The organism is Streptomyces griseosporeus, from assembly GCF_014656055.1.
Lineage (GTDB): Bacteria > Actinomycetota > Actinomycetes > Streptomycetales > Streptomycetaceae > Streptomyces > Streptomyces griseosporeus.
The window spans coordinates 564,659-579,154 of record NZ_BNBR01000003.1; the positions used below are offsets into that span (position 1 = coordinate 564,659).

Annotated in this window: 12 protein-coding genes and 2 tRNA genes; 6 read left to right on the forward strand and 8 right to left on the reverse strand. The window is 70.7% G+C overall.

What is annotated here, in order from left to right; all coding sequences use genetic code 11:
- Positions 1 to 7 precede the first annotated feature (7 nt).
- Complete coding sequence (gene rsgA, locus IE308_RS17275) at positions 8 to 1,018, forward strand: ribosome small subunit-dependent GTPase A (RefSeq protein ID WP_110630393.1); 1,011 nt, start codon at positions 8 to 10, stop codon at positions 1,016 to 1,018.
- Positions 1,019 to 1,164: 146 nt separating this feature from the next.
- On the forward strand, positions 1,165 to 1,488 hold the full coding sequence (locus IE308_RS17280; protein WP_110630391.1) for a DMT family transporter: 324 nt from the start codon (positions 1,165 to 1,167) through the stop codon (positions 1,486 to 1,488).
- Positions 1,489 to 1,504: 16 nt separating this feature from the next.
- On the opposite strand, the gene IE308_RS17285 is transcribed toward IE308_RS17280, so the two are convergent.
- Positions 1,505 to 2,113 (reverse strand): TetR/AcrR family transcriptional regulator, encoded by a 609-nt coding sequence (locus IE308_RS17285; RefSeq protein ID WP_190218623.1) that lies wholly within the window; start codon positions 2,111 to 2,113, stop codon positions 1,505 to 1,507.
- Positions 2,114 to 2,404: 291 nt separating this feature from the next.
- On the opposite strand from IE308_RS17285, the gene hisN reads away from it, so the two are divergent.
- The gene (gene hisN, locus IE308_RS17290) at positions 2,405 to 3,205 is read left to right on the forward strand and encodes a histidinol-phosphatase (RefSeq protein WP_110630385.1); all 801 of its coding nucleotides are present in this window, start codon (positions 2,405 to 2,407) and stop codon (positions 3,203 to 3,205) included.
- A 162-nt stretch (positions 3,206 to 3,367) separates the two neighbouring features.
- Positions 3,368 to 3,766: a CBS domain-containing protein gene (locus tag IE308_RS17295; protein WP_110630383.1), complete on the forward strand. Its 399-nt coding sequence runs from the start codon at positions 3,368 to 3,370 to the stop codon at positions 3,764 to 3,766.
- Positions 3,767 to 3,829: 63 nt separating this feature from the next.
- Here the strand turns inward: IE308_RS17295 and IE308_RS17300 are convergent, their stop codons facing one another.
- Complete coding sequence (locus tag IE308_RS17300; protein WP_190218624.1) at positions 3,830 to 5,284, reverse strand: catalase; 1,455 nt, start codon at positions 5,282 to 5,284, stop codon at positions 3,830 to 3,832.
- A gap of 142 nt (positions 5,285 to 5,426) precedes the next feature.
- Between IE308_RS17300 and IE308_RS17305 the strand changes: the two genes are divergently transcribed.
- Positions 5,427 to 5,843 (forward strand): Fur family transcriptional regulator, encoded by a 417-nt coding sequence (locus tag IE308_RS17305; RefSeq protein WP_110630379.1) that lies wholly within the window; start codon positions 5,427 to 5,429, stop codon positions 5,841 to 5,843.
- 84 nt (positions 5,844 to 5,927) lie between these two features.
- Here the strand turns inward: IE308_RS17305 and IE308_RS17310 are convergent, their stop codons facing one another.
- The 5 genes from IE308_RS17310 to IE308_RS17330 all read right to left on the reverse strand — a co-directional run bounded on the left by IE308_RS17310 (position 5,928) and on the right by IE308_RS17330 (position 12,602).
- The gene (locus tag IE308_RS17310; RefSeq protein WP_190218625.1) at positions 5,928 to 7,127 is read right to left on the reverse strand and encodes a glycoside hydrolase family 64 protein; all 1,200 of its coding nucleotides are present in this window, start codon (positions 7,125 to 7,127) and stop codon (positions 5,928 to 5,930) included.
- Positions 7,128 to 7,358: 231 nt separating this feature from the next.
- Positions 7,359 to 7,432: transfer RNA gene (locus tag IE308_RS17315), tRNA-Met, on the reverse strand.
- An 80-nt stretch (positions 7,433 to 7,512) separates the two neighbouring features.
- On the reverse strand, positions 7,513 to 9,321 hold the full coding sequence (locus IE308_RS17320; protein ID WP_190218626.1) for a tetratricopeptide repeat protein: 1,809 nt from the start codon (positions 9,319 to 9,321) through the stop codon (positions 7,513 to 7,515).
- Between the two features lie 205 nt (positions 9,322 to 9,526).
- Positions 9,527 to 9,600 (reverse strand) — tRNA-Met (locus tag IE308_RS17325).
- A 41-nt stretch (positions 9,601 to 9,641) separates the two neighbouring features.
- Positions 9,642 to 12,602 carry a UPF0182 family membrane protein gene (locus IE308_RS17330; RefSeq protein ID WP_110630372.1) on the reverse strand — a complete coding sequence of 987 codons (2,961 nt, stop codon included), beginning with the start codon at positions 12,600 to 12,602 and terminating at the stop codon, positions 9,642 to 9,644.
- A 164-nt stretch (positions 12,603 to 12,766) separates the two neighbouring features.
- Between IE308_RS17330 and IE308_RS17335 the strand changes: the two genes are divergently transcribed.
- On the forward strand, positions 12,767 to 13,309 hold the full coding sequence (locus IE308_RS17335; RefSeq protein WP_162655601.1) for a PPA1309 family protein: 543 nt from the start codon (positions 12,767 to 12,769) through the stop codon (positions 13,307 to 13,309).
- A 48-nt stretch (positions 13,310 to 13,357) separates the two neighbouring features.
- Here IE308_RS17335 and IE308_RS17340 read toward each other — a convergent pair whose 3' ends face one another.
- The gene (locus IE308_RS17340; protein WP_110630370.1) at positions 13,358 to 14,455 is read right to left on the reverse strand and encodes a YlbL family protein; all 1,098 of its coding nucleotides are present in this window, start codon (positions 14,453 to 14,455) and stop codon (positions 13,358 to 13,360) included.
- Between the last annotated feature and the right edge of the window lie 41 nt (positions 14,456 to 14,496).

The window sequence follows — 14,496 nt, forward strand, 5'->3', positions numbered from 1 at the left end:
ACACGTCATGCGCCGCTATGGCAAGCACACCGACGAGGACGACATCCGCAGCCGCCCGGGCCGCCGGGGCACCCGGCCCCGTACCAACATCCGTCCCAAGCACGAGGACGCCGCCGAGGGCATGGTCCTCACCGTCGACCGGGGCCGGCTCACCTGCCTGGTCGAGGACCGCACGATCCTCGCGATGAAGGCCCGCGAGCTGGGCCGCAAGGCGGCGGTGGTCGGCGACCGGGTGGCACTCGTCGGCGACCTGTCCGGCAAGAAGGACACCCTCGCGCGGATCGTGCGCATCGAGGAGCGGTCCTCGGTGCTGCGCCGCACGGCCGACGACGACGACCCGTACGAGCGGGTGGTCGTCGCCAACGCCGACCAGCTCGCCATCGTCACCGCTCTCGCCGACCCGGAGCCGCGCCCCCGGCTGATCGACCGCTGCCTGGTCGCGGCGTTCGACGGCGGCCTGGAGCCGCTGCTGGTGCTGACCAAGTCGGACCTGTCCCCGCCGGACAAGCTGCTGGAGCTGTACGGCGACCTGGACATCCCGTACGTCGTCACCAGCCGCGAGGAGCTGGAGAACGGCGATGCGGCGGACCGGGTGCGGGAGTTCCTGGACGGCCGGGTCACCGCGTTCGTCGGCCACTCGGGCGTCGGCAAGACCACGCTGGTCAACGCGCTGGTGCCGGAGGAGCGGCGGCGGCTGACCGGGCATGTGAACGCGGTGACGGGACGTGGCCGGCACACCACGACCTCGGCGCTGGCGCTGCCGCTGGAGAGGGCGGACGGCTGGGTGATCGACACCCCGGGCGTGCGCTCCTTCGGACTTGCCCACGTCGATCCGTCCCGGGTCATCCACGCCTTCCCGGACCTGGAGCCGGGCACCGAGGGGTGCCCGCGCGCGTGCAGCCACGACGAGCCGGACTGCGCGCTGGACGCGTGGGTGGCCGAGGGGCACGCGGACCCGGCCCGGCTGTACTCGCTGCGGCGGCTGCTGGCGACGCGGGAGCCGACGGAAGGCGACTGACCTCCGCGTTGTTTGCCGGCAGGTGAGCGCGGCAAGTGCATAATCGCACCGAACCGGGTTCCCCAGAGATGACCAGAGCCTGACCAAGCCTGACCGAGCGCCGCCCAAGCGGTCGCGGGACGTGTGACGTACGGGAGGACAAGCACATGGCGTGGCTGCTGGTCATCGTCGCCGGGCTGCTGGAAACCGGCTTCGCGGTGTGTCTGAAGCTCTCCCACGGTTTCACCCGGCTCTGGCCGACCGTCGCGTTCGCCTCGTTCGCGCTCGGCAGCTTCGGCCTGCTGACCCTGTCGCTGAAGAAGCTGGACGTCGGTCCGGCGTACGCGGTGTGGACGGGCATCGGCGCGGCGGGCACCGCCATCTACGGCATGGTCTTCCTCGGCGACCTGGTCTCCACGCTGAAGATCGTCTCGATCAGCCTGGTCATCCTCGGGGTGATCGGCCTGCAGCTGTCGGGCTCGGCGCACTGAGGGGCGCGCGGGTGCCTCAGACGTGCTGACGCTGGAGCAGTCCGTGCACCAGGCCCGCGACGCCGCCCTCCCCCGGCGGCGCGGCGACGCAGGACAGCGCCAGACGGACGACGAGCTCGCAGGAGCGGGCCACTTCGGCGCTCTCGGCCCTCGCGGCGCCGGGTCCCGCCAGGGCCGCCACGGCACGGTCGCGCACGAGCGTCACGAAGTCGCCGGGCGAGGGCAGCGGGCCGTCCGCCCGCCGCTGCGCCGGCACGGGCGAGGAGGACGGTACGGCGGACAGCGCCGGCGACGGCAGCCGCTCGCTCCAGCAGCCGGTGAGCATGGCCCGCACCAGCGCGTTGTCGCGGGCGGCGGAGGCGGTCCACTCGGCGGTCGCGGTGAGCCGCTCCCGGGCGTCGCCGTGGGCGGCCAGCGCCCGCTCGACCCCGGCGAGATACCCGTCGGCCTCGCGCCGCACCAGCGCCCGGGCCAGCCCTTCCTTGCTGCCGAACTCGTTGTACAGCGTCTGCCGGGAGACCCCGGCCGCCGCCGCCACGTCCACCATCCGCACGGCGGACCAGGGCCGGCGCGCCAGCGCCGTGAATGCGGCATCCAGCAGGGACTCCCGCGCTGCAGGCATCATCGCCTCCCCGGGGGACAAGACTCTGCCGCCCAGATTTGACGCCCCCCAATACCCTGTCAAGGGTGCGCGAAGCGACACAGGGGCGCACGAAAGACCCACCACGCCGTCAGAACGACCTGAGCTGCGGGCCGCATGCCTGCATAGCTGCGGGCAGCCGTGCCGCTGGGCCGCTGCCCACCCGGCAGCGGGCAGCCTTCCGACGCCCCCGCCCGCCCCGCACCCCAGCCGGCCCCCCTGTCCACACTCCGGCCCCCCTGGCCCGGTACCGACCCCGCCGGATACCGTTCCCACATGCCCGACTACCTCGACGACCTCCGCTTCGCCCACGTCCTCGCGGACGCCGCCGACGCCACCACCATGGACCGCTTCAAGGCCCTCGACCTCAAGGTCGAGACGAAGCCGGACATGACCCCGGTCAGCGAGGCGGACAAGGCCGCGGAGGAACTCATCCGCGGCCACCTGCAGCGGGCCCGCCCCCGCGACGCGATCCTCGGCGAGGAGTACGGCATCGAGGGCACGGGCCCCCGCCGCTGGGTCGTCGACCCCATCGACGGCACCAAGAACTACGTCCGCGGCGTCCCCGTCTGGGCCACCCTGATCTCCCTGATGGAGGCGGGCGAGGGCGGCTACCAGCCCGTCGTCGGCGTCGTCTCCGCCCCCGCCCTCGGCCGCCGCTGGTGGGCGGCGAAGGGCCACGGCGCCTACACCGGCCGCAGCCTGTCCTCCGCGACCCGCATCCACGTCTCCCGCGTCGGCAGCCTCGCGGACGCCTCGTTCGCGTACTCCTCCCTCTCCGGCTGGGAGGAGCAGGGCCGCCTCGACGGCTTCCTCGACCTCACCCGCCAGGTCTGGCGCACGCGCGCGTACGGCGACTTCTGGCCGTACATGATGGTCGCCGAGGGCGCGGTCGACCTCTGCGCGGAGCCGGAGCTGTCCCTGTGGGACATGGCCGCCAACGCCATCGTCGTCACGGAGGCCGGCGGCACCTTCACCGGCCTCGACGGCCGCCCCGGCCCGCACAGCGGCAACGCCGCGGCCTCCAACGGCCTCCTCCACGACGAGCTGCTGGGCTACCTCAACGGCCGCTACTAGGCGGACGAGCGCCCCCACGCACGCTTGAGCGCCCCCTTGTTGACTCGCTCTTTGCCTGCCACTCTGAAGGTCCCCCCACTTGTGAACTTGTGAAACCGAGAACAAGCAGGGATCGGACCCCGGAAGCAGCAGTGGGGGCACACCCAGGAGGTGGCTCAAGACATGCTCGTCCGCGACGCCATGACCACAGTGGTCCTCACCATCGGCCCTCAGCACACCCTCCGCCAGGCAGCCGCCCTGATGGCCGCCCGCCGGGTCGGCGCGGCAGTCGTCCACGACCCGGACGCCGGCGGCATCGGCATCCTCACCGAACGCGACATCCTCAACTCCGTGGGCCTGGGCCAGAACCCGGATACCGAGCGTGCCCACGACCACACCACCACCGACGTCGTGTTCGCCGCCCCGGCCTGGACCCTGGAGGAGGCGGCGCGCGCCATGGCGCACGGCGGCTTCCGCCACCTCGTGGTGCTCGACCACGGCGAGATCACCGGCGTCGTCTCGGTCCGCGACATCATCCGCTGCTGGGCCCCCGCCCGGCAGCAGGTCCACGTACCCGCCTGACGACACGCGAAAGGGCCGGCCCCCGAAGGGACCGGCCCACCAGGCGCGGCGAGATCAGGACCGTCAGCCGCGCAGCGCCTGCACCGCGACCTCCAGCCGCTTGCCGAAGTCGGCGTCGGCGTTACGGAAGTTGCCGATCGCCCGCTCGACGATGTCCTCGCGCGAGACCTGCGCGAGGGCACCGGCCAGATTGCCGACGAGCCGCTCCTTCTCGTCCTCGGCCATCAGCCGGTACAGGTTCCCCGCCTGCACGAAGTCGTCGTCCTCGGCGTGCACGGGCGTCGGGTGGTTGCCCGTGCCGCCCGCGAACCCGTCGAAGGGCTGCCACAGCGGCCGGCCCGTCTGCTGCGGCCCGCCGAAGCTGTTCGGCTCGTAGTTCTTCGCGCCGCCGTGCCGGCCGTCGTAGAGGTACCCGTCGCGCGAGTTGGTCCGCGCCTCGGTGGCGTGCGGGCGGTTCACCGGCAGGTGGTCGGCGTTGATCCCGACCCGGTAGCGGTGGGCGTCGCCGTACGCGAAGAGCCGGCCCTGGAGCATCTTGTCGGGCGAGGGTCCGATGCCCGGCACGAAGTGCGCGGGAGAGAAGATCGACTGCTCGACCTCGGCGAAGATGTTCCGCGGGTTGCGGTTCAGTTCCAGCCTGCCGATCTCGATGACCGGGTAGTCCGCGTGCGGCCACACCTTGGTGAGGTCGAACGGGTTGAAGCGGTACGTCGCCGCGTCCGCCGCCGGCATGATCTGCACGCCCACGGTCCAGCTCGGGAACTCGCCGCGCTCGATGGCCTCACGCAGGTCGCGCTGGTGCGAGTCGGGGTCCTTGCCCGCGAGGACGTCGGCCTCCTCGGCGGTGAGGTTCTTGATCCCCTGGTCGGTCTTGAAGTGGTACTTGACCCAGAAGACCTCGCCGGCCTCGTTGTTCCACTGGAAGGTGTGCGAGCCGAACCCGTCCATGTGCCGGTACGACGCCGGGATGCCCCGGTCGCCGAACAGCCAGGTCACCTGGTGGGTCGACTCCGGCGACAGCGACCAGAAGTCCCACACGTTGTCGGCTTCCGTGGAGCCGGTGTACGGGTCGCGCTTCTGCGTGTGGATGAAGTCCGGGAACTTGATCGCGTCCCGGATGAAGAACACCGGGGTGTTGTTGCCGACGAGGTCGTAGTTGCCCTCCTCGGTGTAGAACTTCACCGCGAAACCGCGCGGGTCACGGACCGCGTCGGCGGCACCGAGGTTGCCGGCCACGGTCGAGAAGCGCAGGAAGACCTCGGTCTCCTTGCCGACCTCGGAGAGGAAGGCGGCCCGCGTGTACGGGGTGACGTCGGCGGTCACGGTGAAGGTGCCGTACGCCCCCGCGCCCCGGGCGTGCACGACCCGCTCCGGAATGCGCTCCCGGTTGAAGTGGGCCAGCTTCTCCAGCAGCAGCTGGTCCTGGACGAGCACCGGACCACCGACGCCCGCGGTCTCGCTGTTCTGGTTGTCGGCGACCGGAGCACCGGCTTCCGTCGTAAGCGGTCCCTGAGTCACGTGGCCTCCTGCGCCTCGTCTTGCTGTTCCTGTCCCTTGGCCAAAGCCGTCCTCGATCCTACATTGGACTAAGTCCAAGTCAAGGCGAGGTCGAAAGTCACACCTGTTCGGAACCTGGTCCGCTTGCTGTTAGGCTGGTTCCATGAGTGACCTTCTGGAACGGCTTCGCGGACGCGGATGGCGGATGACCGCGCAGCGGCGTGTGGTGGCCGAGGTCCTCGACGGCGAACACGTCCACCTGACGGCCGACGAGGTGCACGCCAGAGCTGTCGCCAAGCTGCCCGAGATCTCCCGGGCGACCGTCTACAACACCCTGGGCGAGCTGGTCTCCCTCGGTGAGGTCATCGAGGTCAGCACGGACAAGCGCGCCAAGCGGTACGACCCCAACGCGCACCGTCCGCACCATCACCTGGTCTGCGCCCAGTGCGGCGCGATCCGTGACGTGCACCCCACCGGCAACCCGCTCTCCGACCTCCCCGACTCGGAGCGCTTCGGCTTCACCGTCTCGGACGTCGAGGTGACGTACCGCGGCCTGTGCCCGAACTGCGCGGCGGCGTAACCCCCGCCCACCCGGCCGAGTACACGAAAGGGCACCGCACTCCCGACGGAGTGCGGTGCCCTTTCGCATGGGGTCTGCGGCGCCTCAGAACGCCGTCAGCGTGAGGGTGAAGGCCGTGGGACGCGTGTCCTGGACGTAGGAGGCGAAGTCCGCCACGTCGTCGAAGGCGAAACCGTAGGCCTTGCCGTCGACCGTGGCCGCGTGGACCGCCCGCGCGTAGTGGTTGGTCAGCGTGCCCTGGTAGAAGGTCGCCGGGTCCGTGCCGGGCTGCGTGGGGTTGCTGAGCAGGGTGGAGCGGTTGAAGGCCGCGCCGAGGACCGCCGCCACGGGCCCGGTGGTGCCGTCGTTGGGGGCGGCGAGAGCGCCGTCGCAGAACAGGACGTCCCGCGTCGAGGGCTTGGCGAACGACACCGGGGCGGGGCCGTCGAAGGTGAGGCGCTCCCCGCGGACACGACCGGTGAACGTCCCCGCGTTCGTGGTGATCTTGAGGTCCTTGCCGGTGTAGGTGCTCCACACCTCGTCGATGTACGGCGCGAAGTAGTCCTTGGCGAAGAGGCCCGCGTCCAGGCCGTGGCCGGGGGCGATGATGCGCGTGTCGTCCACGACCAGCGGGGCGAACTCCGGCACCTGCCGGACCGCCGCGAAGGCCGCCGCGCGACCGCCCGCGCGCAGAGTGCCCGTCGTCTGGTCCTTCTCCCCGGTGAGGCGGATGCTCATCGGGACGCTGAACATGTCCACCATCGTGGTGTTGCAGAACATGCCGGCCGCGTTGTGGGTGAACTCGGCGCAGTCGTGCAGGACGCCGTAGTTGGGGTCGGAGGTGACCCATCCGGCCGGGTACTGCAGAGCGGCGTTGCCGTTGCCGTCGGTGACGACCTTGAACTTGAGCTTCTGGCCGAGCGAGACATAGATCCGGCCGGACATGTACGGCAGGGACAGCCTGGTCTCGCCGCTGCCCGCGAGAGGGATCGCGTAGTCGGTGAAGCCGTCGGGGCCGTTGTCCGAGAGCGCGACGGGGGCGAGGGTGCCGTCCGGGGTGAGCCGTACCTGCCTGCCGTCGGCGTTGCCGACGACGTACAGGTGCACCGAGGCGTTGCCGAACGAACCGCTGTTGTTGATCACGGTGACCGGGAGCGAGCCGGTCGCCGTGGTCGCCGCGCCCTCGTTCTGGCCCGCGAGGGCGTGCGGAGCTATGGCCGCGATCGCCGGGATGCCGACCGCGGCGCCACCGAGGGCGAAGAGCATCTTGCGGCGGCTGAGGTTGCGCTGGTGGCGAGGTGCCATGGGGGGTGACTCCTTGGAGCGTCGCGTGGGGGGCTGACAACGTTGCCCTGACGGCGAGCCAGACGTTACGCAGAGCGGTTGCGCGTGCCAACGGGAAAGCGGAACCCCTAAGGATCGTTTAAGCATCACTTAAGGCAGGGGGCCGCACCTCCGGGGCCTCACCTCCGAAAGAAACCCCGGACATGCGTCGAGGGCCGGAACCCTTTCGGATTCCGGCCCTCGGACCATCAGTAGCGGGGACAGGATTTGAACCTGCGACCTCTGGGTTATGAGCCCAGCGAGCTACCGAGCTGCTCCACCCCGCGTCGGTGAATGCAACATTACGTCAACGACACACCAAGAGCAAATCGCTTCTCCAGGGCCCGCCGGCTCAGCTCAGCGCGGCTCAGGCCGACAGCTCCTGCCGCAGGGCGTCCCGCAGCCGGGCCGCCCGCTCCGCCACCTCCGCCGGTCCGAGCGACACGGCCCGGTCGGCCCACCGCTGCCCCTCGGCCAGCTCACCGCGACGCGCGTAGACGAGGGCCAGCCGCAACGCCGCCCGCCCATGGCCGGCGTCCGCCGCCCGCGTCCACCACACCGCCGCTTCCGGCTCGCTGCCCTCCCGGGCCAGCAGCAGCCCCAGGTTGAACGCGCCGTTGCGCGACCCGGCCTCCGCCGCCGCCCGGTACCACCGCGCCGCCTCGACCACTTCGCCCCGCGCGGCGGCCAGCATCCCGACCCGCACCTGCGCCCGCCGGTGGCCCAGCGAGGCCGCCCGCTCGTACCACTCCTCGCACTCGGTCTTCTCGTGCAGCGCCTCCCCCAGCTCGTGCGCGGACGCCGGCGGGCGCCGCGCGTCGAGCAGCGCGGCCAGCCGGTACGCCGCCTCTGCGCTCCCGCCGCCCGCCGCGCACCGCAGATGCCGCTCGGCCTCCTGCTCGTCGCCGTCGCGCAGCCGGGCCATGCCGACCTGGAGGGCGGCCTCGGTGTGTCCGGCGGCCGCCGCCCGCTCGTACCAGCGCAGGGCGAGCGCGTCCTCGCCCCGCTTGGCGTAGAGGATCCCGAGGTTGAAGGCGGCGTCCACGCTGCCCGCCTCGGCCGCCTTGGAGAACCACGGCTCGGCGCCGGCCTCGTCGCCGCCCTGGAGCAGCAGGACGGCCAGCGCGTTCGCCGCCTCCCGGTGCCCGGCGTAGGCGGCGCGCCGGTACCACTGCTCGGCCTGCGCGGTCCGCCCCTGCTCGGCGCAGAGCAGCCCGAGGTTGTACGCGCCGTTCACGTCGCCGGCGTCCATCGCCGCCCGGTACCACCGCTCGGCGGTCTGCGTCTCGCCCCGCTCGGCGTGCAGTGCGCCCAGCGCGTTGGCGGCGTTTCCGTCGCCGTCCTGCGCGGCCCGCAGCCACCACACGGCGGCGCTCTCGCTGTCCCCGGCGTCCCGCAGCAGGAAGCCCAGCGCGCAGGCGGCGCGTGGCTCGCCGTCCTTGGCGGAGGTCAGGTACCAGCGCCCGGCCTCCTTCAGCTCACCCCGCTTCTCCAGGATCGCCCCGAGGTGCAGGGCGGCCCGCCGGTGCCCGCGCGCGGCGGCCTGCCGGTACCACTGCTCGGCCTCCGCGGCCGACGAGACACCGTTGTCACCCGCAGGCTCCGGCCCGGCCCGCAGGTCGAGCGCCCGGGCCAGCCGGTAGGCCGCCTCCCGGTGTCCCCGCTCGGCCGCGGCGCGCATCCAGCGCTCGGCGTCCGGGTCCCCGCGGTGCTCCAGCAGGTCGGCGAGCGCGTACGCGCCCAGGACGTGGCCCTGCTCGGCGGACTGCCGCAGCCAGTACTCGGCGGCCGGTTCGTCGCCCCGCTCACGGTGGTGCCGGCCCAACGCGTGGGCGGCGGCCGCCGAACCGGCGACCGCCGCGATCCGCCACCATCCGGCGGCCTCGTCGGCGTATCCGCGCTGGTGGAGAAGGACGCCCAGGTTGTTGGCTGCGGCCCGGTCGCCGGCGGCGGTCGCGGCGCGCAGATGGGGTTCGGCTCCGTCGAGGTCGCCACGGCGCAGCAGCATCGCCCCGAGGACGCTCATCGCCTCGATGTCACCGGCCTCGGCGGCCAGCCGCTGACGCAGCTCCTCCGCGGCCTGCTCGGCGACGATCTCCCCCTCTTCGTCATCACCGGACGGCTGCACAAATCGCCCTGTCTCGAACAGAGTTGCCTTGTCCCCCATAACGTCCATCGTCGCACCACCTGCAACCTGGGTACACCCGGTATACCGCAGCCCGTGAGGTCACTTCAGCGTTTTGTCGACATGCCCACAGAGAGACAAGTCAAACACAGATCGGCCAACTCCCCCTCGCGGCACGGCCGTCGCCTTCGTCGGCACATGCGTTCGCACACGCCGAAGGCCCGGATCCTGAGGGATCCGGGCCTTCGGCATTCAGTAGCGGGGACAGGATTTGAACCTGCGACCTCTGGGTTATGAGCCCAGCGAGCTACCGAGCTGCTCCACCCCGCGCCGTTGTTCTGCAACCGTATCACGGCGCGGGGTGGGCCTGATCAACTGGAGCTTGGAGTGGGGGTCGGGCTGGGACTGCTGCCGCCCGCGCCACCGCCCGAAGCGCCGTCGGTCTTGCTGCCGCCGCTGCCCTTCTCGGCCTTGGCCTGGGCGTCCTCGGCCCGCTTCAGCGCCTCCTCAAGATCCTTCTGCGCCTCGCCGTACGCCTGCCAGTCGCCCTTCTTCAGGGCTTCCTGCCCGGCGTCGAACGCCTTCTGTGCGTCGGCCAGCGCCTCCCGGACCGTCGGATTGCTCGACGCGGGCGGCGGCTTGGTGCCCTCGTCCGGCGGCTCGGTGGTCGAGCCCTTCGCGCCGAAGACCTTGTCGAGCGCCGCGTCGAGGGTGTCCTCGAACGCGGTGGTGCCCTCGTAGGTCACCAACACCTTCCGCAGCAGGGGGTACTTGAGTCCGCCGCCGCGTACGTAGACCGGCTCCGCGTAGAGCAGTCCTCCGTCCAGCGGCACGGTCAGCAGATTGCCGTACTCGATCTCCGAGTCGCCGCCTCTGATCAGCCGGACGAACTCGGCGATGTTCTGCTGCGAGTTGGAGTTGAACTGGCTCTGCACCTGTTTGGGGCCGTCGACCGTGGAGCTGGTCGGCACCTTCAGGATTCTGATCTTGCCGTAGTCCCCGGTGCCCGCCTCGGAGTCGACCGCCATGAACGCGCTGAGGTTGTCCCGGCCGTTCGGCGTGAACGTCGTCGTCAGCGAGAACGCCTGCTGCTTCTGGTCGGGCATCTTCATGCTCAGGTAGTACGGCGGCACCGCGTTGCCCGACTTGTTGGTCGGGTCGTCGGGCACCTGCCAGACCTCGCTGCCGCTGAGGAAGGTGTCGGCGTCCTGCACGTGGTAGCGGGTCAGCAGCTCGCGCTGGACCTTGAACAGGTCCTGCGGGTACCGCAGATGGGCCATCAGGTCGGCCGAGATGTCGCTCTTGGGCTCGACCGTGCCGGGGAAGGCCTTCCGCCAGGTCTTCAGCACCGGGTCCTCGGTGTCCCACTCGTAGAGCTTGACCTCGCCGGTGTACGCGTCGACGGTCGCCTTCACCGAGTTGCGGATGTAGTTGACCTGGTTCTGCTGGGCCACCACCGCGCGGCTGTTGTTGGTCGCGGTCAGGGAGTCCGCGGTCGTGTCCCCGAGGGTCGTACGCGAGGAGTACGGATAGCCGTTGGTGGTCGTGTACGCGTCCACGATCCACAGGATCCGGCCGTCCACCACCGCCGGGTAGGCGTCGCCGTCGATGGTCAGCCAGGGCGCCACCGCCTCGACGCGGTCCTTGGGCGTGCGGTTGTACAGGATCCGCGAACCGTCGCCGATCGCGCCGGAGTACAGGATCTGCGGCTCGCCGAAGGCCACCGCGTACGCGGCCCGGTTGAAGGTGTTGGCCAGGTTGACGCCGCTCTTGCCCTGGTAGCTGGTGGTCTTCTCGCCCTCGTCGTCGGAGTAGTCGATCTCCTTCTGCGGGCCGCCGACGATGGAGTACGTCGTCGTCTTCTCGCCGTAGTAGACCCGCTGCTCGTACGTGCCGAGGTCGCCCTCGGAGGGCAGGTTGGACTCGGTGAAGACCGGGCGGCCGGGCGACTGGCCCTGGGTGGCCTCGGTGCCCTTGGCGGCGACCACGCCGTAGCCGTGCGTGTAGCGGAAGTGGGTGTTGATCCAGTTCTGCTTGTCGACGCCGGCCAGGTTCAGCTCCCGCAGGCCGATGACCGTGTCCTGGTCCTTGCCGTCCTTGTTGTAGCGGTCGACGTCCAGGTTGTTCGGGAACGCGTAGTACTTCCGCATCTGCTGGAGCTGCTGGAACGTCGGCGAGACGACGTTCGGGTCCATGATGCGCAGGCTCGCCGTGGCGTCGACGTCGTCCCGCAGCTGCGTCTTGTCCTTGGTGCTGCTGGTGCCCGGGTACTCGCTGACCTGCGCGTCGTCGATGCCGTAGGCCTTGCGCGTCGCCTCCAGGTTCTTCTGGACGTACGGCGCTTCCTTCGCCTGCTCGTTCGGCTGGACCTGGAACTTCTGCACGATCGCCGGGTACAGCCCGCCGATCAGGATCGCCGAGAGCACCATCAGGCCGAAGCCGATCACCGGCAACTGCCAGGTGCGCCGCCACAGCGTCGCGAAGAACAGCAGCGCGCAGATCACCGCGATGCAGAACAGGATCGTCTTGGCCGGCAGGTAGGCGTTGGCGTCCACGTACCGCAGGCCGGTCCAGTTGTCCGTGGCCTTGAAGTCGCTGGACTTCACCGCGAGGCCGTACCGGTCGAGCCAGTAGGCCACCGCCTTCAGCGTCACGAAGACACCCAGCAGCACGGACAGGTGCCCGGTGGCCGCGGCCGTGGCCCGCGCGCCCGGCGAGGTGACCCTGAGCCCGCCGTACAGGTAGTGCGTGAGCGCGGCGGCGATCAGCGACAGGATGGCGGCGGCGAAGCCGAAGCCGAGCAGGAACCGGTACCAGGGCAGGTCGAAGGCGTAGAAGGAGACGTCCAGGTGGAACTGGGGGTCCTTCTCGTGGAACGGCACGCCGTTGACCCACATCAGCCAGGTCCGCCACTGGCTGGAGGCGGAGGCGCCGGCGATCAGGCCCACCAGGGCGGTGATGCCGAGCAGCAGCCACTTCTTGTACGGCGCGATGCCCATCCGGTAGCGGTCGAGGCTCTGCTGCTCCATCGACATCGCGCTCAGCGGCGGGCGCAGCCGGTGGGCCAGCCAGATGTTGAAGCCGACCGCGAGCGCCATCAGCAGGCCGAAGACGAAGAACAGCCCGATCTTGGTCCACAGAGTGGTGGTGAAGACGGACGAGTAGTGCACCGACCGGTACCAGAGCCAGTCCGTCCAGAAGCCCGCGAACATGGTGAAGACCATGCCGAGGACGGCGAGGACGCCCAGCGTCATGAGCAGGGTCCGGACACGCCGGGACGGGCGGCCCACTCTGATCCGTGGCCCCGTCGGGCCTCCGCCGCGGTCCGGCATCTGGAAAGCCAAGGTGCGCACCTCGAAGTTCGCTGTCGATCCGTCAGGCCCGCGTGTTCGCCGGCCCCCCGTGGCCCCCCGTGATCGCGGGCCCACACCTATGCAACTTACTCACCGTTTACTCGGTTCCCGATTCCGGCCGGGAACGAGGCAGGATTGTGACCATGTCCAACACTCCCATGGCGGCGAGCCCGCTCACCCGGGCCGTGCTCGAGATCGACGAGTACGCCTCCGGCCTCGGCTGGGACCAGCCCGCCCGCCTCTTCGCCCTCGTAGACACCGCGCAGCTGCGGGCTCAGGAACCCTCGCTCGCCGCCCAGCTCGGCCTGGGGGACGAGCAGGTGACCACCGGCCTCACCCCGATCGAGCAGGACGAGATTGCAACGGACAGGCCGCTCGACGAGTTCCTGGCCACGATCGCCTGGCCCGACGCGGTGGCCGGCTGCGCCCTGACCGTGGAGCGGCTGATGCTGCCGCCGTCCGCCGAGGCCCAGGTCCCCGAGGGTCTGGACGGCAAGAAGCTGACGCAGTGGGTGGCCGAGCACCCCGAGCGTCAGGAGGTCCGGATGACGGTCGCGGTGCTGCGCGACGGCGCCCGTGAGTCGGCGCTCCGGCTGCGCGAGAAGGACTCGCCGACGGAGGTGCTCACCGGCCCCGACCTGGTGCCGGGGCTGGCGGACGCGCTCGCGGCGACGTTCGAGGACTGAGCGGGCCGGGCGGGGCTCCGGGGGCCGGGCCCTCGCGGGCCCCGCTGGTCAGCCCTTGGCCGTGCACTTCGGCAGGCCGGCGGTGTCTCCGGAGCGGATGTCCTTCAGGGCGTCGAGCGCGTCGGCGATGGTGTTCACCTTGACCAGGGTCAGCCCGTCGGGGGTGTCCTTGGCGGCGGCCGCGCAGTTGTCGGCCGGCGTGAGGAAGAACCGGGCGCCCTTGTCGCGCGCCCCCACGGTCTTCATCTCGACGCCGCCGATCGGGCCGACCGTGCCGTCGTCGTCGATGGTGCCGGTGCCGGCGACGAACTTCCCGCCGGTCAGGCTGCCGGGGGTGAGCTTGTCGTAGATGCCGAGCGCGAACATCAGGCCGGCGCTCGGGCCGCCGACGTCGGCGAGCTTGATGTCGATGGTGAACGGGAACGTGTGGTCGGTTCCGGCGGAGATCCCGACGATGGCCCGCCGGGCGCCGCTGTCGTCGGAGGTCGCCGTGGTGATCGTGACGTTCTTCGTCGTGGTCGCCGCGCGGTGCTCCTTCTCGGCGGCGGCCTGTTCCTTCGCGGGCACGATCGTGAAGACGACCTTCTCGCCGGGCTTGTGCTCGGTCACCAGGTCGGCGACGTCGGACGGCTCCTTGACGTCCTTGCCGTCGACCTTCTTGATCACGTCACCGGCGTGCAGCCTGCCCTCGGACGGCGAGCCCTTGACCACCGTGGAGACGATCACCCAGGAGTCCACCGGGATGCCCAGCTCCTTCAGGGCGGCGACCTTAGCGCTCTCCTGGGACTGGCTGAACTCCTCGGCGTTCTCCTGCGTGGACTCCTCCTCCGTCTTCCCGTCCGGGTAGAGGGTGTCGTGCGGGACGACCTTGTTGTCGTGCGCGAGCCAGCCGTAGATGGCCTCGACCAGGTTCATCCGGTAGTCCGCGCTGGTCACCCGCACGGTCGTCATGTTGAGGTGGCCGTCGGTCGGATACGTCTTGCGTCCGGAGATCTGCAGCACCGGCTCGCCGTCGTGTTCGCCGAGCGTGTTCACGGTGGGGCCCGGGGACATCTCGGCGTACGGCACTTTGATGAACACTCCCGCGCACAGGAGTGCGATCAGCATCAGAGTGGAGGCGAGCATCGTCGCGGTGCGGCGTGGCATGGCACGACAGTACGGGACGCTTCTGTCAGCACACCGTCAGG

Coding starts and splice junctions, on each gene's coding strand:
- IE308_RS17335 (WP_162655601.1), top strand. CDS start 12,767: ATGTCCAACACTCCCATGGCGGCGAGCCCGCTCACCCGGGCCGTGCTC.
- IE308_RS17310 (WP_190218625.1), bottom strand. CDS start 7,127: ATGGCACCTCGCCACCAGCGCAACCTCAGCCGCCGCAAGATGCTCTTC.
- hisN (WP_110630385.1), top strand. CDS start 2,405: ATGCCCGACTACCTCGACGACCTCCGCTTCGCCCACGTCCTCGCGGAC.
- IE308_RS17285 (WP_190218623.1), bottom strand. CDS start 2,113: ATGATGCCTGCAGCGCGGGAGTCCCTGCTGGATGCCGCATTCACGGCG.
- IE308_RS17340 (WP_110630370.1), bottom strand. CDS start 14,455: ATGCCACGCCGCACCGCGACGATGCTCGCCTCCACTCTGATGCTGATC.
- IE308_RS17305 (WP_110630379.1), top strand. CDS start 5,427: ATGAGTGACCTTCTGGAACGGCTTCGCGGACGCGGATGGCGGATGACC.
- IE308_RS17320 (WP_190218626.1), bottom strand. CDS start 9,321: ATGGACGTTATGGGGGACAAGGCAACTCTGTTCGAGACAGGGCGATTT.
- rsgA (WP_110630393.1), top strand. CDS start 8: ATGCGCCGCTATGGCAAGCACACCGACGAGGACGACATCCGCAGCCGC.
- IE308_RS17280 (WP_110630391.1), top strand. CDS start 1,165: ATGGCGTGGCTGCTGGTCATCGTCGCCGGGCTGCTGGAAACCGGCTTC.
- IE308_RS17330 (WP_110630372.1), bottom strand. CDS start 12,602: ATGCCGGACCGCGGCGGAGGCCCGACGGGGCCACGGATCAGAGTGGGC.
- IE308_RS17295 (WP_110630383.1), top strand. CDS start 3,368: ATGCTCGTCCGCGACGCCATGACCACAGTGGTCCTCACCATCGGCCCT.